The 16309-nt window shown below is 64.3% G+C and carries 17 protein-coding genes; 12 read left to right on the top strand and 5 right to left on the bottom strand.

The annotated features are described in order from the left end of the window. Positions 1-12: 12 nt before the first annotated feature. From ACK5JE_RS07805 to ACK5JE_RS07790, 4 genes are read right to left on the bottom strand one after another with little or no spacing between them, the layout of a single operon-like run. Positions 13-831, bottom strand: a complete 819-nt coding sequence (locus ACK5JE_RS07805; RefSeq protein ID WP_416801133.1) for a carbohydrate ABC transporter permease — start codon at positions 829-831, stop codon at positions 13-15. Further along, entirely contained in the window at positions 824-1717 is an 894-nt protein-coding gene (locus ACK5JE_RS07800; RefSeq protein WP_416801132.1) for a carbohydrate ABC transporter permease, read from the bottom strand. Before ACK5JE_RS07800 ends, ACK5JE_RS07805 begins: the two co-directional genes overlap by 8 nt. Then, entirely contained in the window at positions 1714-2793 is a 1080-nt protein-coding gene (locus ACK5JE_RS07795; protein WP_416801131.1) for an ABC transporter ATP-binding protein, read from the bottom strand. The genes ACK5JE_RS07800 and ACK5JE_RS07795 overlap by 4 nt, the downstream gene beginning before the upstream one ends. A 1-nt stretch (position 2794) precedes the next feature. Further along, complete coding sequence (locus tag ACK5JE_RS07790; RefSeq protein ID WP_416801130.1) at positions 2795-3868, bottom strand: ABC transporter ATP-binding protein; 1074 nt, start codon at positions 3866-3868, stop codon at positions 2795-2797. A gap of 132 nt (positions 3869-4000) precedes the next feature. On the opposite strand from ACK5JE_RS07790, the gene ACK5JE_RS07785 reads away from it, so the two are divergent. The 5 genes from ACK5JE_RS07785 (at position 4001) to ACK5JE_RS07765 (ending at position 7799) form a co-directional block, all read left to right on the top strand. Beyond that, entirely contained in the window at positions 4001-4765 is a 765-nt protein-coding gene (locus tag ACK5JE_RS07785; RefSeq protein ID WP_416801129.1) for a DeoR/GlpR family DNA-binding transcription regulator, read from the top strand. An 11-nt stretch (positions 4766-4776) separates the two neighbouring features. Beyond that, positions 4777-6270: a glycerol kinase GlpK gene (gene glpK, locus ACK5JE_RS07780; protein ID WP_416801128.1), complete on the top strand. Its 1494-nt coding sequence runs from the start codon at positions 4777-4779 to the stop codon at positions 6268-6270. Positions 6271-6361: 91 nt separating this feature from the next. Beyond that, positions 6362-6838, top strand: coding sequence for a TM2 domain-containing protein (locus tag ACK5JE_RS07775; protein ID WP_416801127.1), 477 nt, complete (start codon positions 6362-6364; stop codon positions 6836-6838). Continuing rightward, a complete protein-coding gene (locus ACK5JE_RS07770; protein WP_416801126.1) occupies positions 6835-7608 on the top strand; it encodes a lipoyl protein ligase domain-containing protein in 774 nt (257 codons plus the stop codon). The genes ACK5JE_RS07775 and ACK5JE_RS07770 overlap by 4 nt, the downstream gene beginning before the upstream one ends. Before the next feature lie 11 nt (positions 7609-7619). Beyond that, positions 7620-7799: a ribbon-helix-helix protein, CopG family gene (locus ACK5JE_RS07765; RefSeq protein WP_416801212.1), complete on the top strand. Its 180-nt coding sequence runs from the start codon at positions 7620-7622 to the stop codon at positions 7797-7799. 10 nt (positions 7800-7809) lie between these two features. On the opposite strand, the gene ACK5JE_RS07760 is transcribed toward ACK5JE_RS07765, so the two are convergent. After that, positions 7810-9438, bottom strand: coding sequence for a SulP family inorganic anion transporter (locus ACK5JE_RS07760; RefSeq protein ID WP_416801125.1), 1629 nt, complete (start codon positions 9436-9438; stop codon positions 7810-7812). Between the two features lie 189 nt (positions 9439-9627). Here ACK5JE_RS07760 and panD point away from each other — a divergent pair, with 189 nt between their 5' ends. The 7 genes from panD (at position 9628) to hutU (ending at position 16309) form a co-directional block, all read left to right on the top strand. Beyond that, positions 9628-10041, top strand: a complete 414-nt coding sequence (gene panD, locus ACK5JE_RS07755) for an aspartate 1-decarboxylase (RefSeq protein WP_416801124.1) — start codon at positions 9628-9630, stop codon at positions 10039-10041. A gap of 102 nt (positions 10042-10143) precedes the next feature. Further along, entirely contained in the window at positions 10144-10875 is a 732-nt protein-coding gene (gene hutC / locus ACK5JE_RS07750; protein WP_416801123.1) for a histidine utilization repressor, read from the top strand. A 251-nt stretch (positions 10876-11126) separates the two neighbouring features. Beyond that, positions 11127-11957, top strand: a complete 831-nt coding sequence (locus tag ACK5JE_RS07745) for a transporter substrate-binding domain-containing protein (protein ID WP_416801122.1) — start codon at positions 11127-11129, stop codon at positions 11955-11957. Between the two features lie 78 nt (positions 11958-12035). Then, the gene (locus tag ACK5JE_RS07740) at positions 12036-12686 is read left to right on the top strand and encodes an amino acid ABC transporter permease (RefSeq protein ID WP_416801121.1); all 651 of its coding nucleotides are present in this window, start codon (positions 12036-12038) and stop codon (positions 12684-12686) included. Continuing rightward, positions 12683-13348, top strand: coding sequence for an amino acid ABC transporter permease (locus ACK5JE_RS07735; protein ID WP_416801211.1), 666 nt, complete (start codon positions 12683-12685; stop codon positions 13346-13348). The genes ACK5JE_RS07740 and ACK5JE_RS07735 overlap by 4 nt, the downstream gene beginning before the upstream one ends. Before the next feature lie 15 nt (positions 13349-13363). Continuing rightward, a complete protein-coding gene (locus ACK5JE_RS07730; protein ID WP_416801120.1) occupies positions 13364-14182 on the top strand; it encodes an amino acid ABC transporter ATP-binding protein in 819 nt (272 codons plus the stop codon). A 408-nt stretch (positions 14183-14590) separates the two neighbouring features. Beyond that, on the top strand, positions 14591-16309 hold the full coding sequence (hutU, locus tag ACK5JE_RS07725) for a urocanate hydratase (RefSeq protein WP_416801119.1): 1719 nt from the start codon (positions 14591-14593) through the stop codon (positions 16307-16309).

Genomic DNA, 16309 nt, shown 5'->3' with positions numbered 1-16309 from the left:
GGCGGTCTCCTTTTAAACCCGGCCCATCGCGAACCCTTTCGCGATGTAGTGGCGGACGAACCAGATGACGATGGCGCCGGGGACAATGGTGAGCGTGCCGGCGGCGGCAAGCGTGGCCCAGTCCATGCCCGAGGCCGAGACCGTGCGGGTCATGATGGCCACGATGGGCTTGGCTTCGACGCTGGTGAGCGTGCGCGCCAGCAGCAGTTCCACCCAGCTGAACATGAAGCAGAAAAAGGCGGCCACCCCGACCCCCGACTTGATCAGCGGCAGGAAGATCGTCAGGAAAAAACGCGGAAAACTGTAGCCGTCGATGTAGGCCGTCTCGTCGATCTCGCGGGGGATGCCGCTCATGAACCCCTCCAGGATCCAGACCGCCAGAGGCACGTTGAACAACAGGTGCGCCAGCGCCACGGCCCAATAGGTATCCATCAGCCCCAGCGTGCTGTAGAGCTGGAAGAACGGCAGCAGGAACACGGCAGACGGCGTCATGCGGTTGGTCAGCAGCCAGAAAAAGACATGCTTGTCGCCCAGAAAGGAATAGCGCGAGAACGCATAGGCCGCCGGCAACGCCACGGCGATCGCCATGACCATGTTCAGGCAGACGTAGATCAGGCTGTTCACATAGCCCATGTACCAGGAGGGGTCCGTCAGGATCAAGCGGTAGTTGTCGAGCGTGAACTCCCGGGGGAACAGGGAAAATTCGGCCAGGATCCCCTGATTGGTCTTGAAGCTCATCACCACCATCCAGTAGATGGGGATCAGGGCGAACAGCAGATACAGGATCAGGAAGACGGTGCGCTTGCGCGGCAGCAACGAACGATCAGTCATGGGCGGCTCCCGAATCCCGGGTGCCGACGCGCAGCATCCAGTTGTACAGGACGAAGCAAAACAGCAGGATGATGAGGAAATAGATCAGGGAAAAGGCGGCGGCGGGCCCCATGTCGAACTGGCCGATGGCTTTCTGTGTCAGGTACTGGCTCAGGAACGTCGTGGAATTGCCCGGCCCCCCGCCCGTCAGCACGAACGGTTCGGTATAGATCATGAAGCTGTCCATGAAACGCAGCAGCACCGCGATCATCAGCACGCCACGCATCTTGGGCAGCTGGATATAGCGGAAAACCGCCAATTTGCTGGCGCCGTCGATGCTGGCCGCCTGGTAGTAGGCCTCGGGAATGGATTGCAGCCCGGCATAGGCCAGCAGCGCCACCAGCGGCGTCCAGTGCCAGACATCCATCAGCAGCACGGTCAGCCAGGCATGAACGGGATTGCCCACGTAGCTGTAATCCAGGCCCAGGCGAGCCAGCGTCCAGCCGAACAGGCCGATGTCCGTGCGCCCGAAAATCTGCCAGATCGTACCCACCACGTTCCAGGGGATCAGCAGCGACAGGGACACGATCACCAGCACAGCCGATGCCCGCCAGCTGCGGGCCGGCATGGACAGGGCCAGCGCCACCCCGAGAGGAACCTCGATGGCCAGCACCGCGCCGGAGAAAAGCAGTTGCCGCCACAGCGCGGCATGCAGGTCCTCATCACGCATGATGCTGGCGAACCATTCCGTGCCGACGAACACTGTATTGTCCGGCGAGATGATGTCCTGGACGGAATAATTGACCACGGTCATCAGCGGGATGATGGCCGAGAATGTCACACACAGGATCACCGGCAGGATGAGCCACCAGGCCTTCTGATTGACGGGTTTGATGGTCGAGCTCATGCGACGAGTTCCTCGTTGCGGTAGTAGCGAGTATGCGGGCCGATCAAGGCCAGATGCACGACATCGCCCTCGGCGGGCGGCTCGGCATCGGCCGGCAGATGGAGCTTGACCTGGCGCTCGCCGATCCGGGCTCCGAGCAGTTGACTGGTGCCCACATGACGCACCTGCACCACCGTGGCCGGCACCGCGCCCGCCTCGCTGTCATGCGTCAGGCGCAGGTATTCGGGACGGATCCCCAGCGTCAGCGGGCCAGGAGGCAGCGCCAGGGATTCAGGGCGGCCGATGCGTTGTCCGCCCAGCCAGAGCATGCCATCGTCACGCGCCTCGACAGGCAACAGATTCATGCCCGGCGAGCCGATGAAATGTCCCACGAAAGTATGCCGCGGGCGCTCGAACAGGTCGGCCGGCGTGCCCTGCTGGACGACCCGCCCGCGCGCCATCACCAGAACCTGGTCGGCGAATGTCATGGCCTCGACCTGATCGTGGGTGACGTAGATCAGCGTCATGCCCAGTTCATGGTGAATCTGCTTGAGCTTGCGACGCAGTTCCCATTTCAGATGCGGATCGATCACGGTCAACGGCTCATCGAACAGCACCGCCGAGACGTCCGGCCGCACCAGCCCGCGCCCCAACGAAATCTTTTGCTTGGCATCGGCCGCCAGATTGGCCGCGCGCTGATCCAGCTGCGCGGACAGGTCGAGCATTTCGGCGATGCGCCCGACCCGTTCCTGGATCTGCGCGGCAGGCACCTCGCGGTTACGCAGGGGAAAGGCCAGATTCTCCCCTACCGTCATGGTGTCATAGATGACGGGAAACTGAAAAACCTGGGCAATGTTGCGTTCCTGGGGGGGGGCGTGCGTGCGGTCCTCCCCGTCGAAATGAACCGTACCATGGGAGGCCGTGACCAGCCCCGAAATGATGTTCAGCATGGTGGTCTTGCCGCAGCCCGACGGCCCCAGCAACGCGTAGGCCCCACCATCTTCGAAGGTGATGTCCAGCGGCAGCAACGCATAATCGGCATCGGAGCGGACCGTGCGCGCGTAACTGTGCGCCAGCTTGAGTTCGATGCGCGCCATGTCAGGCCTCCCGCGCCAGAGGCGCCCGCAGCAAGGACTCATCCGGCCCGAACACATAGGCCCGGTGGCTGGAAAAATGCAGGTCGATGGCATCGCCCAGTCCATGGTGCTGAACCCCCGACACCTGAGCCACCAGGTTGCCGACGGGGGTTTCGGCATGCACATAGGTGGCCGAGCCGGAAATCTCGGCAAGCTGGACCCGGCCAGGGATCCGGCAGTCGCCGCCCTGATCGGTCAGCGACAGGTCGACCGCGCGCAGGCCGACGGTCACATCGCCAGCGGGCACATCCTGTCCGGCGGGCAGACTCACGTCGGACAGCGCACGCAGGCTGACAGCCCCGGGGCCGGCGTGAGCCGCCATGAAATTCATGGGGGGATCGCTGAAGGCGCGCGCCACGCGGATCGACGCGGGCCGCCGGAACACCTCCAGCGTCGGACCGTATTGCAGCAGTTCACCCTGATCCAGCACGGCCGTGTGCCCTCCGAGCAGCAGGGCCTCGCCAGGCTCAGTGGTGGCATAGATCACGGTGGAGCGGCCCCGATCAAACAACGCGCCGAGCTCCTCGCGCAGTTCTTCGCGCAGCTTGTAGTCCAGATTGACGAGCGGTTCGTCCAGCAGCATCAGGGGCGCGTCTTTGGCCAGGGCCCGCGCCAGCGCGACGCGCTGCTGCTGGCCGCCGGACAGTTCGGACGGCAGACGATCGAGGAACTCCTCGATGTGCAGCGTGCGCGCGATTTCACGTACCCGGGGCATGAAATCGGTCTCGCTCCGCAGACGCAGCGGCGAGGCGATATTGGCCGCCACCGACATGGAAGGGTAATTGATGAACTGCTGATAGACCATGGCTACATTGCGGCGGCGCACCGGCACCCCGGTCACATCGACACCATCGACCAGGACACGGCCGGTGGTCGGCGCATCGAGACCGGCCATCAGCCGCATCAGGCTGGTCTTGCCGGCGCGGGTCACCCCCAGCAGGACCGTGATTGCGGATTCCCGCGGCTCCAGATCCAGGGGATGGAGCCAGGTTTCGGCACCGATTTTCTTGCCGACGCGTGCCAGCTTGAGTTGCATGGGCCTTTACTCCAGAAATTCCTTTTTGCAAATTATTGTTCGTTTCAACTCTTTTTTCTGTCCATACAAACCCTAGGATTTTTTCTTTTGCTTTCGCTGTACAGTGTTTCCGTCATGCCACAATCCGGTTCCATGCATCCCAATCCTCGTCAGATCAAGCTGCTCAATTCCCTGCAAGGCTCAGGTTCCTGTAGCCTGGAAGCGCTCGCCAGCGACTTGAATGTCACGGTCCAGACCGTCCGGCGCGACGTTCAGCGTCTGTCCGAGGCCAATCTGCTGATCCGCTTTCACGGCGGGGTGAGACTGCCCAATGCGACCACCGAGAACATCGCCTATCGCCAGCGCGCCCACCTGCATGCCGAGGAAAAAGAACGCATCGCCCAGGCCATCGCCCGCGAAATCCCCAACGACTGCTCGCTGCTGATCAACATCGGCACCACCACGGAAGCCATCGCGCGCGCCCTGTCCGGCCATACGGGGCTGCGCGTCATCACCAACAACGTCAACGTTGCCTACACACTGGGCCGCCAGCCAGGATGCGAGGTCATCCTGGCCGGCGGCAATGTGCGTGCCCGGGACCTGGGCATCGTGGGAGAAGCCACGGTGGAATTCATCCGCCAGTTCCGCGCCGACATCGCGCTGATGGGCATTTCCGGCATCGAAGCCGACGGCACCCTGCGCGACTATGATTTCCGCGAGGTCAAAGTATCCCAGGCCATCATGCAGTCGGCCCGGGAGGTCTGGATGGCCGCCGACACCAGCAAATTCCACCGGCCTGCCATGGTCCGGCTGGGGGACCTGTCCCAGATCGGCCGGTTGTTCACCAATGCCCGGCCCCCCGATCCTTTCCCCGGCCTGCTCAAGGCGGCTGGCGTGGACTGTGTCATCGCTTCCTGAGGAACCCCGCCATGACTTACCTGCTTGCCCTGGACCAGGGCACTTCCAGCACTCGCAGCATCGTCTTCGACCGCCAGGGCCGCATCGTCAGCCTGGCGCAGCGGGAGTTCACGCAGCACTATCCCCAACCCGGCTGGGTGGAGCACGACCCGCAGGAAATCTGGCAGACGCAACGCGATACGATGGGCGAGGCCATTCACCGGGCCGGCATCTCCGCGCGCGATGTGCGCGCCATCGGCATCACCAATCAGCGCGAGACCACGGTGGTCTGGGATCGCCGCACGGGCGAGCCCATCCACCGGGCCATCGTCTGGCAGGACCGTCGCGCCGAACCGGCCTGCGCCGAACTGCGCGCCCGGGGGCGTGAACCCGACATCCTCAAGCGGACGGGACTGCGCATCGACGCCTATTTTTCCGCCACCAAACTGAAATGGATCCTGGATCACGTCCCTGGTGCGCGCGCCCGCGCTCAGGCGGGCGAACTGCTGTTCGGCACCATCGACAGCTGGCTGATCTGGAACCTGACCGGCGGCCAGCGGCATCTGACCGACGTCAGCAATGCCGCCCGCACCATGCTGATGGACGTGCACGCCAATGCCTGGGATCCGGATCTGCTGGACTGGCTGGACGTGCCGGCGCGCATGATGCCGGACATCCAGCCCTCCTCGGCCGACTACGGCGCCTCCGCGCCAGATCTGCTGGGCCACGCCGTGCCGATCTGCGGGGTGGCCGGCGACCAGCAAAGCGCCCTCTTCGGCCAGGCGTGCTTTCATCCCGGCATGGCCAAGAACACCTACGGCACGGGGTGCTTCATGCTGATGCATACGGGCGAGCGCTTCCAGGTCTCCGGCAACGGACTGGTGACGACCAGCGCGGCACAGCCCGACCTCCGGCCCGCCTACGCGCTCGAAGGCAGCGTGTTCGTGGGCGGCGCCGTGGTTCAGTGGCTGCGCGACGGCCTGCGCGCCTTCGTGCACAGCAGCGACATCGAGGCACTCGCCGGCAGCGTGCCGGACTCGGGTGGAGTGATGTTCGTGCCCGCCTTCACCGGCCTGGGCGCACCCTGGTGGGACCCCGAGGCGCGCGGCACCATCACCGGCCTGACGCGCGGCACTTCCATGGCCCACATCGCCCGTGCGGCCCTGGAAAGCATCGCCTACCAGAGCGCCGCCCTGCTGCAGGCCATGAGCCGCGACGCCCAGGCGGCGGGCGCGGCGCCCCTGAAGGAACTGCGCGTCGACGGCGGCGCCTGCGTCAACGACCTGCTGATGCAGTTCCAGGCGGATCTGCTGGGCATTCCCGTGCTGCGCCCCACCATGGTGGAGACCACGGCGCTGGGAGTTGCGTTCCTGGCCGGCCTGCAGGCGGGTGTCTACGCCGATCTCCAGGAACTGGCCTCGCTGTGGCGCGTCGAACGCCGCTTCGAACCCGCGATGTCCCGTGATGAAGCCAACGGACGGCTGGCCGGGTGGGACCATGCGATCCGCCAGGCCAGCGCGCGCTGAAACGCATGATCCCGGATAGAATAGGGCTTGCCGCCCGCCAGACCGGGCATGCGCCCGGCACCGGCGCGGGCCTCACACGCACAGGATGCCCATGCTGAAGAAACTGATCCTGATCGTGGCGATCTTCTTCGCCATCCTGCTCGCCCTGAGCCTGAGCGAGACCGTCTTGCACGATGTCTTCGCCTGGATTTCGTCGCTGACCGGTGTGCTGATCCGCAATTTCAGCGACCTGTACATCGCGGCCGCGGGCTATCTGCGCGCCCATACCGGCAAGGTTCTCCTGGCGCTCGTGCTGACCGTCCCCGCCAGCCTGTGGATCCTGCGCTCGCACGGCAAAGGCCTGGACGGCCCTGCGGGCCACCGCAAGATCGCCATCGTGCTGGCGGTCTTTCTGGGCTGGCTGGGTGCACACAGCTTTTATCTGGGCCAGATCGGCAAAGGCATCGTCCTGCTGATCCTCAGCTGGTTCTTCACTCCCCTGGCCGTGATCGTGGGGCTGATCGATGCGATCCGCTACCTGTTCATGGACGACGAGACTTTCGTGACGACCCAGCTGTCATCGTCATGAATCAGGCCATGCCGGAGGCGCACCCTGGCGCCTACCGCCTGCTCGAAATCGCCTCCGACACCGGCCCCCTGGCCGACGAACACCTGCTGACACCGGCACTCCAGATGCCCGTCGCCTGTCTCTGGCAGGCAGCCCCGGGGCTGGTGGTGCCGCGCACCTATGCCGCTCGTCCGGAGTTCGCCACAGTCCAGGCGGATTTCGCCGCACGGGGCTGCCCCGTTCACGTTCGTCAGTCGGGAGGCGGCGTGGTGCCTCAGGGACCGGGCATCCTGAACCTGAGCCTGGCTCAGGTGTTCGCCGGCCGGCCGCTCGATCATTCCGAAAGGCTCTACCGGCATCTGTGCGCGCTGATCGGCGACACGCTGGCGACCTTCGGCATCGCAACCCGGGCCCAGGCGGTCGAGGGCTCGTTCTGCGATGGCAGGTACAATCTGGCCGTGCCGTCTCCCACGCGCAAGATCGCGGGAACCGCGCAGCTCTGGCGGCGCATCCCGGGCCACGCGCCCGACCGCCACGTGGGGCTCGTCCATGCCCTGATCCTGGCACAGGGCGATCCCGCCGGGATGACGGCAAACGCCAATGCGCTGGAAACCGCGCTGGGCACCGCCCGCCGCTACGACGCGGACCGGATCGCAACACTGGACCGCCTGCTGCCACCGGCCCAACGCCCGGGTTTCCCGGCGGCCCTGGAGGCGCGGCTGCAAGAAACCCTGCGGACCCGGCCGTCGTTGCCGACGACCGCGCCGGCCCGACCGAGACCCGAACCATGAGCCCGACCCCGCTGGAAAACAAGACCGCCCGCCTGACCGTGCTGATCGATCCGAACAAGAAAAAGGCCTTCGAACAGCTTTGCGCCCGCCAGGACCTGACGCCCTCGCAGGTGGTGCGTCAGCTGATCCGGGATTACCTGGCACAACACGACGTGGACTGGACGCCGAGCAAGCCGCGCGCCCGGTCATAACGGCTGCGGATCAGGGCCGCGCCGGATCCGCCGGCCCTGCCGAGGCCAGCGCCTCGGCGAGATCCGGCAGGCAATCGCCCGCAGCCAGACGCGACAGCGTGCCCATTCGATGCAGCTTGGCGCGGATACGGGTGTCGGCACCGCACAGAATCACGCGCATGCCGCGCGCATGCGCGGCCGCGATCTCGTCATCCAGCGCCTGCAACGCCGTGGCGTCGGCGAACGGCACCTGATCCAGGCACAGGACCAGCACGGACGAATGCGCCGCCCGGAACGCTTCCCGCAGGGACTCAGCCGCCGCGAAGAACAGCGGCCCCCGGACCCGCAACGCGCGCACGCGTGGTGCGTCCTCTCCGGACGCTGCGTCCGCTATCACCACGGGCGTCACATCGACGCTGGACGCCATGCGGCGCAGGAAGTGCAGGACCGACAGCACAATGCCGATATTGACCGCCACGACGAGGTCAGCGAAGACCGTCAGCAGCAGCGTCAGACACAGGATGACGGCGTCCGCGCGCGGCGCGGACCGGACCAGACGCAGCACACGATGCGCCTCGCTCATGTTCCAGGCGACGACGAACAGGATTGCGGCCAGCGTGGTCAGAGGAATGTTGCGCGCCAGTGGCGCGAACACCAGCAGGACCAGCGCGAGCACCAGGGCATGAACCACACCCGCCAGCGGCGCCGTGCCACCGCTGCGGATGCCCGTGGCCGTCCGGGCGATGGCGCCCGTGGCCGCGATCCCGCCGAACAGGGGACTGATCACATTGGCCAGACCCTGGCCGAACAGCTCGGCATTCGAGTCGTGCCGCGTGCCGGCCATGCCATCGGCAACCACGGCTGACAGCAGCGATTCAATTGCGCCCAGCAGGGCGATGGTGAACGCCGGACCGATCAACGGCACGATCCGGTCCAGCCCGCCTGAGGGCCAATGCGGCATCGGCAGCCCGCGCGGCAGTTCGCCGAAGGTGCTGCCGATGGTGGCCAGCTGCGGGAACTGGGCAACCCCCTGCAGGACTGTCGCCACAACCAGCGCCAGCAGGGGGCCGGGGATCCGCTGCAGCATCCGCACTCGTCGCGGCAACAACACCAGCGTCAGCGAGCCCAGGCCAAAGGCGGTGGTCACCGGATCCAGCTGCGGCAGATGCCGCACCAGGAACCAGAACTTCTCATGAAAGAAATGCCCTGACACCGCCGGCAGCCCGAAAAAGGCCTGCCACTGCCCGACCCAGATGATGATACCGATGCCGGCCGTGAAGCCCAGGATCACCGGCAAGGGGATGTACCGGATCACGCTCCCCAGACGGGCCAGGCCGAAAGCGCACAGGATCAGGCCCGCCATCAGGGTCGCCAGTTGCAGGCCCGCGACGCCATGTTCCGCGACGATGCCCGACAGGATGACGATGAAGGCGCCCGTTGGGCCGGCGATCTGCACCCGGCTGCCGCCGAACAATGACACCACCACCCCCGCCACAATGGCGGTGTACAGACCCTGCTCGGGCTTGACCCCGGAGGCGATCGCGAAGGCCATGGCGAGCGGCAGCGCCACCACGCCGACAATCACGCCCGCCACGATATTGCCCGTCCAGTGTCTGGGAGCCCACAACCCGGCTTTCCAGGCTTCCCGCGCAGCAAACATAATGTCCCGTCCGATGATCCGCATGTCCGAATTCGGCGCCCGTGCCGCCCATGCGGCGCATCGCCTTATCAAATGATCATCATATTATAATGAAACGCACATACAGGATGACGCCGTGTGGATAAAGCATGATGCTGTACTGCAACGCGCTAAAATGCCGGCTGCTCAATTTTCAGCACCAGATTCGAAGTGAGAAAAATCGTTCGCGCCAAGCTGCATGGCATTCGCGTCACCGGAGCCGACCTGGATTATCACGGTTCCATCACCCTGGATCCTGATCACTGCGAAGCCGCCGGCATCCTGCCCATGGAATTCGTGGACATCTGGAACAAGAATTCCGGAGCCCGCATCAGCACCTATGTGATCTATGGCGAACGCGGCTCTCGCTGCTGCATCCTGAACGGCGCGGCGGCGCGCACCTGCCAGCGCGGCGACGAGGTCATCATCGCCAATTCGGAATACATTCAGATATCCGAGCTGGAGCACATCAAGCCCGTCGTGCTGACCTTTCATCCCGACAACAGCGTGTGCGAGCACCTGGGCTATTCCGTCGGGCGCGACGACCGGGGCCGGTTGAGTTTCGAGATCGTGCATTTCGACTGAAACCGGCTGCGCGGGCCCGCCCGCGCGCCATGGATATCCGCCAGGGGACGGGCCGCCGCGTCTCGCATAGAATAGTTCCATCCGATCCACAGGGAATATGACATGCGCCATCAGGCCCAGGCCACCGAGCCCTCCGCGCGAACGGCACCTGCCTATCAGCGCATCAAGGACCATGTCCTGCAGCAGATCCGCGGCGGCGCCTGGACGGAGGGCATGCTGATCCCCACGGAGCTGGTGCTGTGCAAACAGTTCGGCGTCTCGCGCATGACGGTGCACCGGGCGTTGCGCGAGCTGACCGCAGACCAGGTGCTGCTGCGCTACCAGGGATCGGGCACCTACGTGGCGCCAGCCAAGATCCCGTCCACGCTGATCGAGATCCGCAGCATCGCCCAGGACATCCGCGACCGGGGCCATCGGCATTCCTGCCATGTCCTGCGGCTGGAAAGAACCACGGTGTCCACGACACAGGCGCAACGCTTTCATCTCCCGGTGGGCGCCCCGCTGTTTCATTCGATCATCGTGCATTACGAAAACGCGGAACCGATCCAGCTCGAGGACCGGGTCGTCGATGCCCGGCGTCTGCCGGACTATCTGCAGCAGGACTGGACCAGAACCACGCCCAACGAATATCTGATGCGCGCCGCCCCCGAGCCGACAGGCCGCTACACCATCGAAGTCAAGCTGCCGCCGCCGGGCGTGGCGGAGCCGCTGGACATTCCCGTCGAACAGCCCTGTCTGGTGCTGGACCGGACGACTTTCTCGGGCGGCACCTTCGCTTCGCAAGCCGTGATGTGGTATCCAGGCAATCGCTACAAGCTCGCCGGCCAGAGCTAGGGCTTGCGGGCAATCCTTCGCCTTTCGCCGGGCGCCCTTCCCCCGCACCGCCGTCTGCCCTGCGCCGCCTCCCGGGTCGGGCCGTGATTTCCGGCTCCGTCCTGGCTGATCGGGTTCCCTTGGATTGACACTCGATTCTTAATGTATGTACTTTTTTGACAGGTGCCTCGACGCCCCGCAAGAGAACAATTCCATGATGATTTTCAGCAGTGGAGACGCCTGTGCGACCCTGCTCACCGAGGAGACAGACCATGCGCAACACCCCCATCTTCAAATGGCTGCTGGCAGGCAGTTGTCTGGCGGCTGCGTCATTTGCCCTGACCGCCCGGGCGGATCAACTAGCCAACGTGAAAAAAGCCGGCGAACTGGTCGTCGGCACCGAAATGCAGTTCGCGCCATTCGACTTCCTCAAAAACGGCAAACAAGAGGGCTTCAACAAGGAATTCTTCGCCGAGGTCGGCAAAGCGCTGGGCGTGAAGGTCCGCTTCATCGATCTGCCCTGGTCCAGCGTGCTGCCGGGTCTGGATGCCAAGAAATTCGACATGGTGGGCGGCCCGTTGAACGTCACCAAGGCGCGCAAGGAACGCTATCATTTCACCCTGCCCATCGCCGACGGCACGGTCGCTTTCCTCAAGCGCGCCAAGAACAAGGACTTCACCAAACCCGAACAGGTGGCGGGCAAGGTCATCGGCAGCCAGCGCGGCTCGTCGCAGCTGGCGCAGACCAAAGCCTATGCCGAAACCCTGAATCCGGCACCTGAAATCCGTGAATACGTGGACTTCAACCAGGCCTATGCCGACCTGGCCAACGGCCGCATCATGGCGGTGGGGCATTCAATCACCAATATCGCCGTCGCGGCCAAAGAGCGCCCCGACACGTTCGCGGTCGTTCAACCCAGCATTGGCAAAAAAGTCTATTTCGCCTTCATGGGCCACAAAGGCGCCGACAGCGACTCGCTGATCACCGCCATCGACCAGGTCATCCTCGACATGCACAAGGACGGCCGCCTCAAAGCGCTGCAAACAAAATGGTTCGGCATGGAAATGCCGGTTCCCACCGAGGACTTCGTCCCGAACGTCTGACCGCCCTGCCCGGCCTCCTGCCAGAGGCCGGGCGCGCGACGGCGAGGCACAGGTCTCGCCATTTTCCGAAGCGCGATCATGTTCGATGCCGGTTCCTTCACCCAGACCCTGCCGCTGATCCTGAAGGCCTCGCAGATGACGATCTTTGTCTCTGTGATCGGGCTGGTGCTGGGATTCATCATCGCCGTGCTGGTCGTCACCCTCTGCCTGTCACCCTCGCCCTGGCTGCGGCGCTGCGGCCATCTGTACACCTTTCTGTTTCGTGGCGTGCCCCTGCTGGTCCAGCTGATGCTGGCGTACTACTTCCTGCCCACCCTGGGCATCAATGTTTCACCGCTGACAGCCGCCATCGCCGCCATTTCATTCTGTGAAGGCGCCTACCTGGGTGAAATCCTGCGTGGCGGCTTTCTGGGCATTCCGCGTGGCCAGATCGAAGCCGCGCAGATGGTGGGACTGTCACCCCTGCATACCCTGTTGCGCATCGAGATTCCCCAGGCGCTGAAACTGACCACGCCGTCACTCATCAACGAGATGATCCTGCTGATCAAGGCCTCGGCCCTGATCTCTGCGGTGGGGGTGGCAGAAATCACCCGCACCGCGCAGAACGTCGCGGCCAGCACTTTCCGGCCGCTGGAAGCCTATCTGATCGCCGGACTGATCTACATGCTGATCAACGGGGTGCTGTCGATCCTGGGACATTACGCCGAACGGCGCTTCACGAGAGCCTGATGACGGTCGATTTTTCCCTGATTTCGCAATATGGCGGCCAGATCCTGAATGGCTTCGGCATCACGATCCTCAGCTGGCTGGGCGCTGTCGTTCTGGGCATGGTACTGGGCTTCGTGATCGCCGTACTGCAACTGTTCACGGGACGCTGGCTTCGCGCGGTCCTGCGGGTCTACATCGAAATCCTGCGCACCACACCGTTCCTGGTGCAGTTGTTCATCCTGTACTACGGCGGTCCGAACATCGGCCTGTCGCTGTCGGCGCTGGACGCAGGCATTGTGGCGCTGGCGTTGTACGGCAGCGCCTATTTTGCCGAGATCTTCCGCTCGGGTTTCCTGTCGGTGCCTCACGGCCAGATCGAGGCCGCCGACTGTCTGGGCATGTCGCGCATCAGCACCATCTGGCGCGTGCAGCTGCCGCAGATGCTGGTGATCATCACGCCGGCGCTCATCAACATGATCATCATTCTCAGCAAGGAAACCTCCGTACTGTCGATCATCACAGTGCCCGAACTGACGGCTGTGCTCACGCAGATCGGATCAGAGCAATTCATCTATGTTGAAACCACCCTGGTGCTGTGCGTATGCTACCTGCTGCTGGTAGCCGTCACGCAAAAACTGGGCGGCTGGGCCGAACTGAAAGCCAGCCATTACCTGCAGCGCTGATTGACGGAATGACGCATGACGACACCCCACACGCCCTCTCAGGACAGTGAAGAACTGCTGATCGAAACCCGCGACATCACCAAGCGCTACGGCGAGAATCAGGTGCTCGACGGAATTTCCCTGGGAGTGCGCAAATCCGAAGTCATCTGCATCATCGGCCCCTCGGGTTCCGGCAAGAGCACACTGCTGCGCTCGCTGGCCTTCCTGGAGCCTTATGACTCCGGCGACGTCCTGATCGAAGGCCGGCTGCTGGGCTACGTGGATCAGGACACCGGCCGGCGCAAGGCCACGCCGGCCGAGATCAAGGATGTGCGCCGTCACGTAGGCATGGTGTTCCAGCATTTCAACCTGTGGCCACACATGACTGCCCTGGGCAATGTGGCCGAAGCCCTGATCCAAGTAAAAAAACTGCCGCGCGACCAGGCCCATGATCAGGCCCGCGCCATGCTCGCCAAGGTCGGCCTGGCGGATAAGGCCGACAGCTATCCAATCCGCCTCTCGGGCGGCCAGCAGCAGCGTGTAGCCATCGCCCGCGCCCTGGCGATGGAGCCGCACATCATGCTGTTCGACGAACCGACATCCGCGCTGGACCCGGAACTGGTGGGTGAAGTGCTGCAAGTGATGAAAGACCTGGCCAACGACGGCATGACCATGGTGGTCGTGACACACGAAATGGGCTTTGCCGCGCAGGTGGCCGACCGTGTGCTGTTCATCGACCAGGGTCGAATTGCCGCCAGTGGACCGCCCGCAACACTTTTCCGGAACGTGACACACGACCGGCTGAAGCAGTTCCTGCAGAACTACCTGGACCGCAATGCGTTCTGGGAACAATAGGACGCGCTGAGCCATGGCCTCCGGCCCCGCACCCTGCCTGCCCCACAGGACACGCTCCTGCCGCATAGCCGCAGCACAGCGGAACGCACGCGGATGGCGAGCGTCCGGCAGCTGCTGGTTCCGCAGGCGCGCTTGAATCCGGGCCGCATCCTGGACCCCTGAGGCGGATGCCGAACCGCGTGGTGGCTGCGCCATCGGCACCCGCGCGGTCGGTGGTCGCATCTTTCGTCGGCCCCGCACCGCCGTCTGCTTTGCAGCCGCTCCATGTGCCTGTGTTGTACCTCTCCATCAGGCCGGCGTTGTGCCTGTCCCGCTCTTTTCAGGCAGGAAAAGCCGTTCAATTTGTATAGACATATTGACTAAACAGATATACATTTCAACCCGTGATCTTCCGCACAGGAGCCGACCATGTCCCACACCCAATCCGACGATCCGCGCTATGACGCGAGCCGTGAAATCCATGCCCCGAAGGGCTCGGCATTGCATTGCCGCAACTGGACGATCGAGGCGGCCTACCGCATGATCCAGAACAATCTGGATCCGGCCGTGGCGGAAAATCCCAAGCATCTGGTGGTCTATGGTGGCATCGGTCGCGCCGCGCGCAACTGGACCTGCTATGACGCCATCCTCAACAGCCTGCGCGCGCTGGGCGAGGACGAAACCCTGCTGATCCAGTCGGGCAAGCCGGTGGGGGTTTTCAAGACCCATGCCGACGCGCCGCGTGTGCTGCTGGCCAATTCCAACCTGGTCCCCAAATGGGCCACCTGGGAAAAATTCAACGAACTGGACCAGGCGGGCCTGTTCATGTATGGACAGATGACTGCGGGTAGCTGGATCTACATCGGCAGCCAGGGCATTGTCCAGGGCACCTACGAGACGTTCGCCGAGGCCGCCCGGCAGCATTTCGGCGGCTCGTTTGCGGGACGCTGGATCGTCACCGCTGGGCTGGGCGGGATGGGCGGGGCCCAGCCACTGGCGGCGAGTTTTGCCGGGGCCTGCTCACTGACCGTCGAATGCCAGCAATCACGCATCGATTTCCGCCTGCGCACACGCTACCTGGACAAGCAGGCCAGCAATCTGGACGAAGCGCTGGCCATGATCGCCGAGCATACGGGACGCAAGGAAGCCATCTCCATCGGTCTGCTGGGCAACGCAGCCGACATCCTGCCGGAACTTGCCCGGCGCGCCCAGGCGGGCGGCCCACGCCCCGATCTCGTCACGGACCAGACCTCGGCGCACGACCTGATCTATGGTTACCTGCCCTCGGGCTGGACGGTAGCGCAATGGCAGGCCGCTCAGCGCGACCCGGCCCAGCACGCCCGCCTGCGGGCCGAGGCGGCGCAATCCTGCGCCCGGCATGTTCAGGCCATGCTCGATCTGCACGCCATGGGCATCCCCACGGTGGATTATGGCAACAACATCCGCCAGGTCGCCCATGACGAAGGCATCACCAACGCCTTCGACTTCCCCGGTTTCGTGCCGGCCTACATCCGGCCACTGTTCTGCGAAGGCAAAGGACCATTCCGCTGGGTGGCGCTGTCGGGCGACCCGGAAGACATCCATGCCACCGATCGCAAGCTGAAGGAACTGTTCCCGGACAACCACCACATGATCCAATGGCTGGACATGGCGCACGAGCGGATCGCATTCCAGGGCCTGCCCGCGCGCATCTGCTGGCTGGGCCTGGGCGAACGCCACCGCGCCGGGCTGGCCTTCAACGAGATGGTGCGCACGGGCGAACTGAAAGCACCCATCGTGATCGGCCGGGACCATCTGGATACGGGATCGGTGGCCAGCCCCAACCGCGAGACCGAAGCCATGCGCGATGGCACGGACGCCGTATCCGACTGGCCGCTGCTCAATGCCCTGCTGAATACCGCGGGCGGTGCCAGCTGGGTCTCACTGCACCACGGCGGCGGCGTCGGCATGGGCTACAGCCAGCACGCCGGCATGGTGATCGTGGCAGATGGCACCGATGCGGCCGCGCGCCGGCTGGAACGTGTGCTGATCAATGACTGCGGCAGCGGCGTGATGCGCCACGCGGACGCAGGCTACGATCTGGCCATCAGGACCGCACAGAATTTCGGTCTGAACCTGCCGATGATTCCCGCAGCAAAAGGAAGCTGA

The sequence above is a fragment of the Castellaniella sp. genome (genome assembly GCF_047971665.1).
GTDB lineage: Bacteria > Pseudomonadota > Gammaproteobacteria > Burkholderiales > Burkholderiaceae_B > Castellaniella.
Note: the sequence above shows the minus strand (reverse complement) of the source record. Positions and strands in the feature narration are given on the sequence as shown.

Bases quoted from the DNA above. Each gene is read 5' to 3' on its own strand.
- ACK5JE_RS07805 (WP_416801133.1), bottom strand. From the start codon at position 831: ATGACTGATCGTTCGTTGCTGCCGCGCAAGCGCACCGTCTTCCTGATC.
- hutC (WP_416801123.1), top strand. From the start codon at position 10,144: ATGCGCCATCAGGCCCAGGCCACCGAGCCCTCCGCGCGAACGGCACCT.
- ACK5JE_RS07730 (WP_416801120.1), top strand. From the start codon at position 13,364: ATGACGACACCCCACACGCCCTCTCAGGACAGTGAAGAACTGCTGATC.
- ACK5JE_RS07800 (WP_416801132.1), bottom strand. From the start codon at position 1,717: ATGAGCTCGACCATCAAACCCGTCAATCAGAAGGCCTGGTGGCTCATC.
- ACK5JE_RS07775 (WP_416801127.1), top strand. From the start codon at position 6,362: ATGCTGAAGAAACTGATCCTGATCGTGGCGATCTTCTTCGCCATCCTG.
- glpK (WP_416801128.1), top strand. From the start codon at position 4,777: ATGACTTACCTGCTTGCCCTGGACCAGGGCACTTCCAGCACTCGCAGC.
- ACK5JE_RS07770 (WP_416801126.1), top strand. From the start codon at position 6,835: ATGAATCAGGCCATGCCGGAGGCGCACCCTGGCGCCTACCGCCTGCTC.
- ACK5JE_RS07745 (WP_416801122.1), top strand. From the start codon at position 11,127: ATGCGCAACACCCCCATCTTCAAATGGCTGCTGGCAGGCAGTTGTCTG.
- ACK5JE_RS07785 (WP_416801129.1), top strand. From the start codon at position 4,001: ATGCATCCCAATCCTCGTCAGATCAAGCTGCTCAATTCCCTGCAAGGC.
- ACK5JE_RS07740 (WP_416801121.1), top strand. From the start codon at position 12,036: ATGTTCGATGCCGGTTCCTTCACCCAGACCCTGCCGCTGATCCTGAAG.
- hutU (WP_416801119.1), top strand. From the start codon at position 14,591: ATGTCCCACACCCAATCCGACGATCCGCGCTATGACGCGAGCCGTGAA.
- ACK5JE_RS07790 (WP_416801130.1), bottom strand. From the start codon at position 3,868: ATGCAACTCAAGCTGGCACGCGTCGGCAAGAAAATCGGTGCCGAAACC.
- ACK5JE_RS07760 (WP_416801125.1), bottom strand. From the start codon at position 9,438: ATGTTTGCTGCGCGGGAAGCCTGGAAAGCCGGGTTGTGGGCTCCCAGA.
- ACK5JE_RS07795 (WP_416801131.1), bottom strand. From the start codon at position 2,793: ATGGCGCGCATCGAACTCAAGCTGGCGCACAGTTACGCGCGCACGGTC.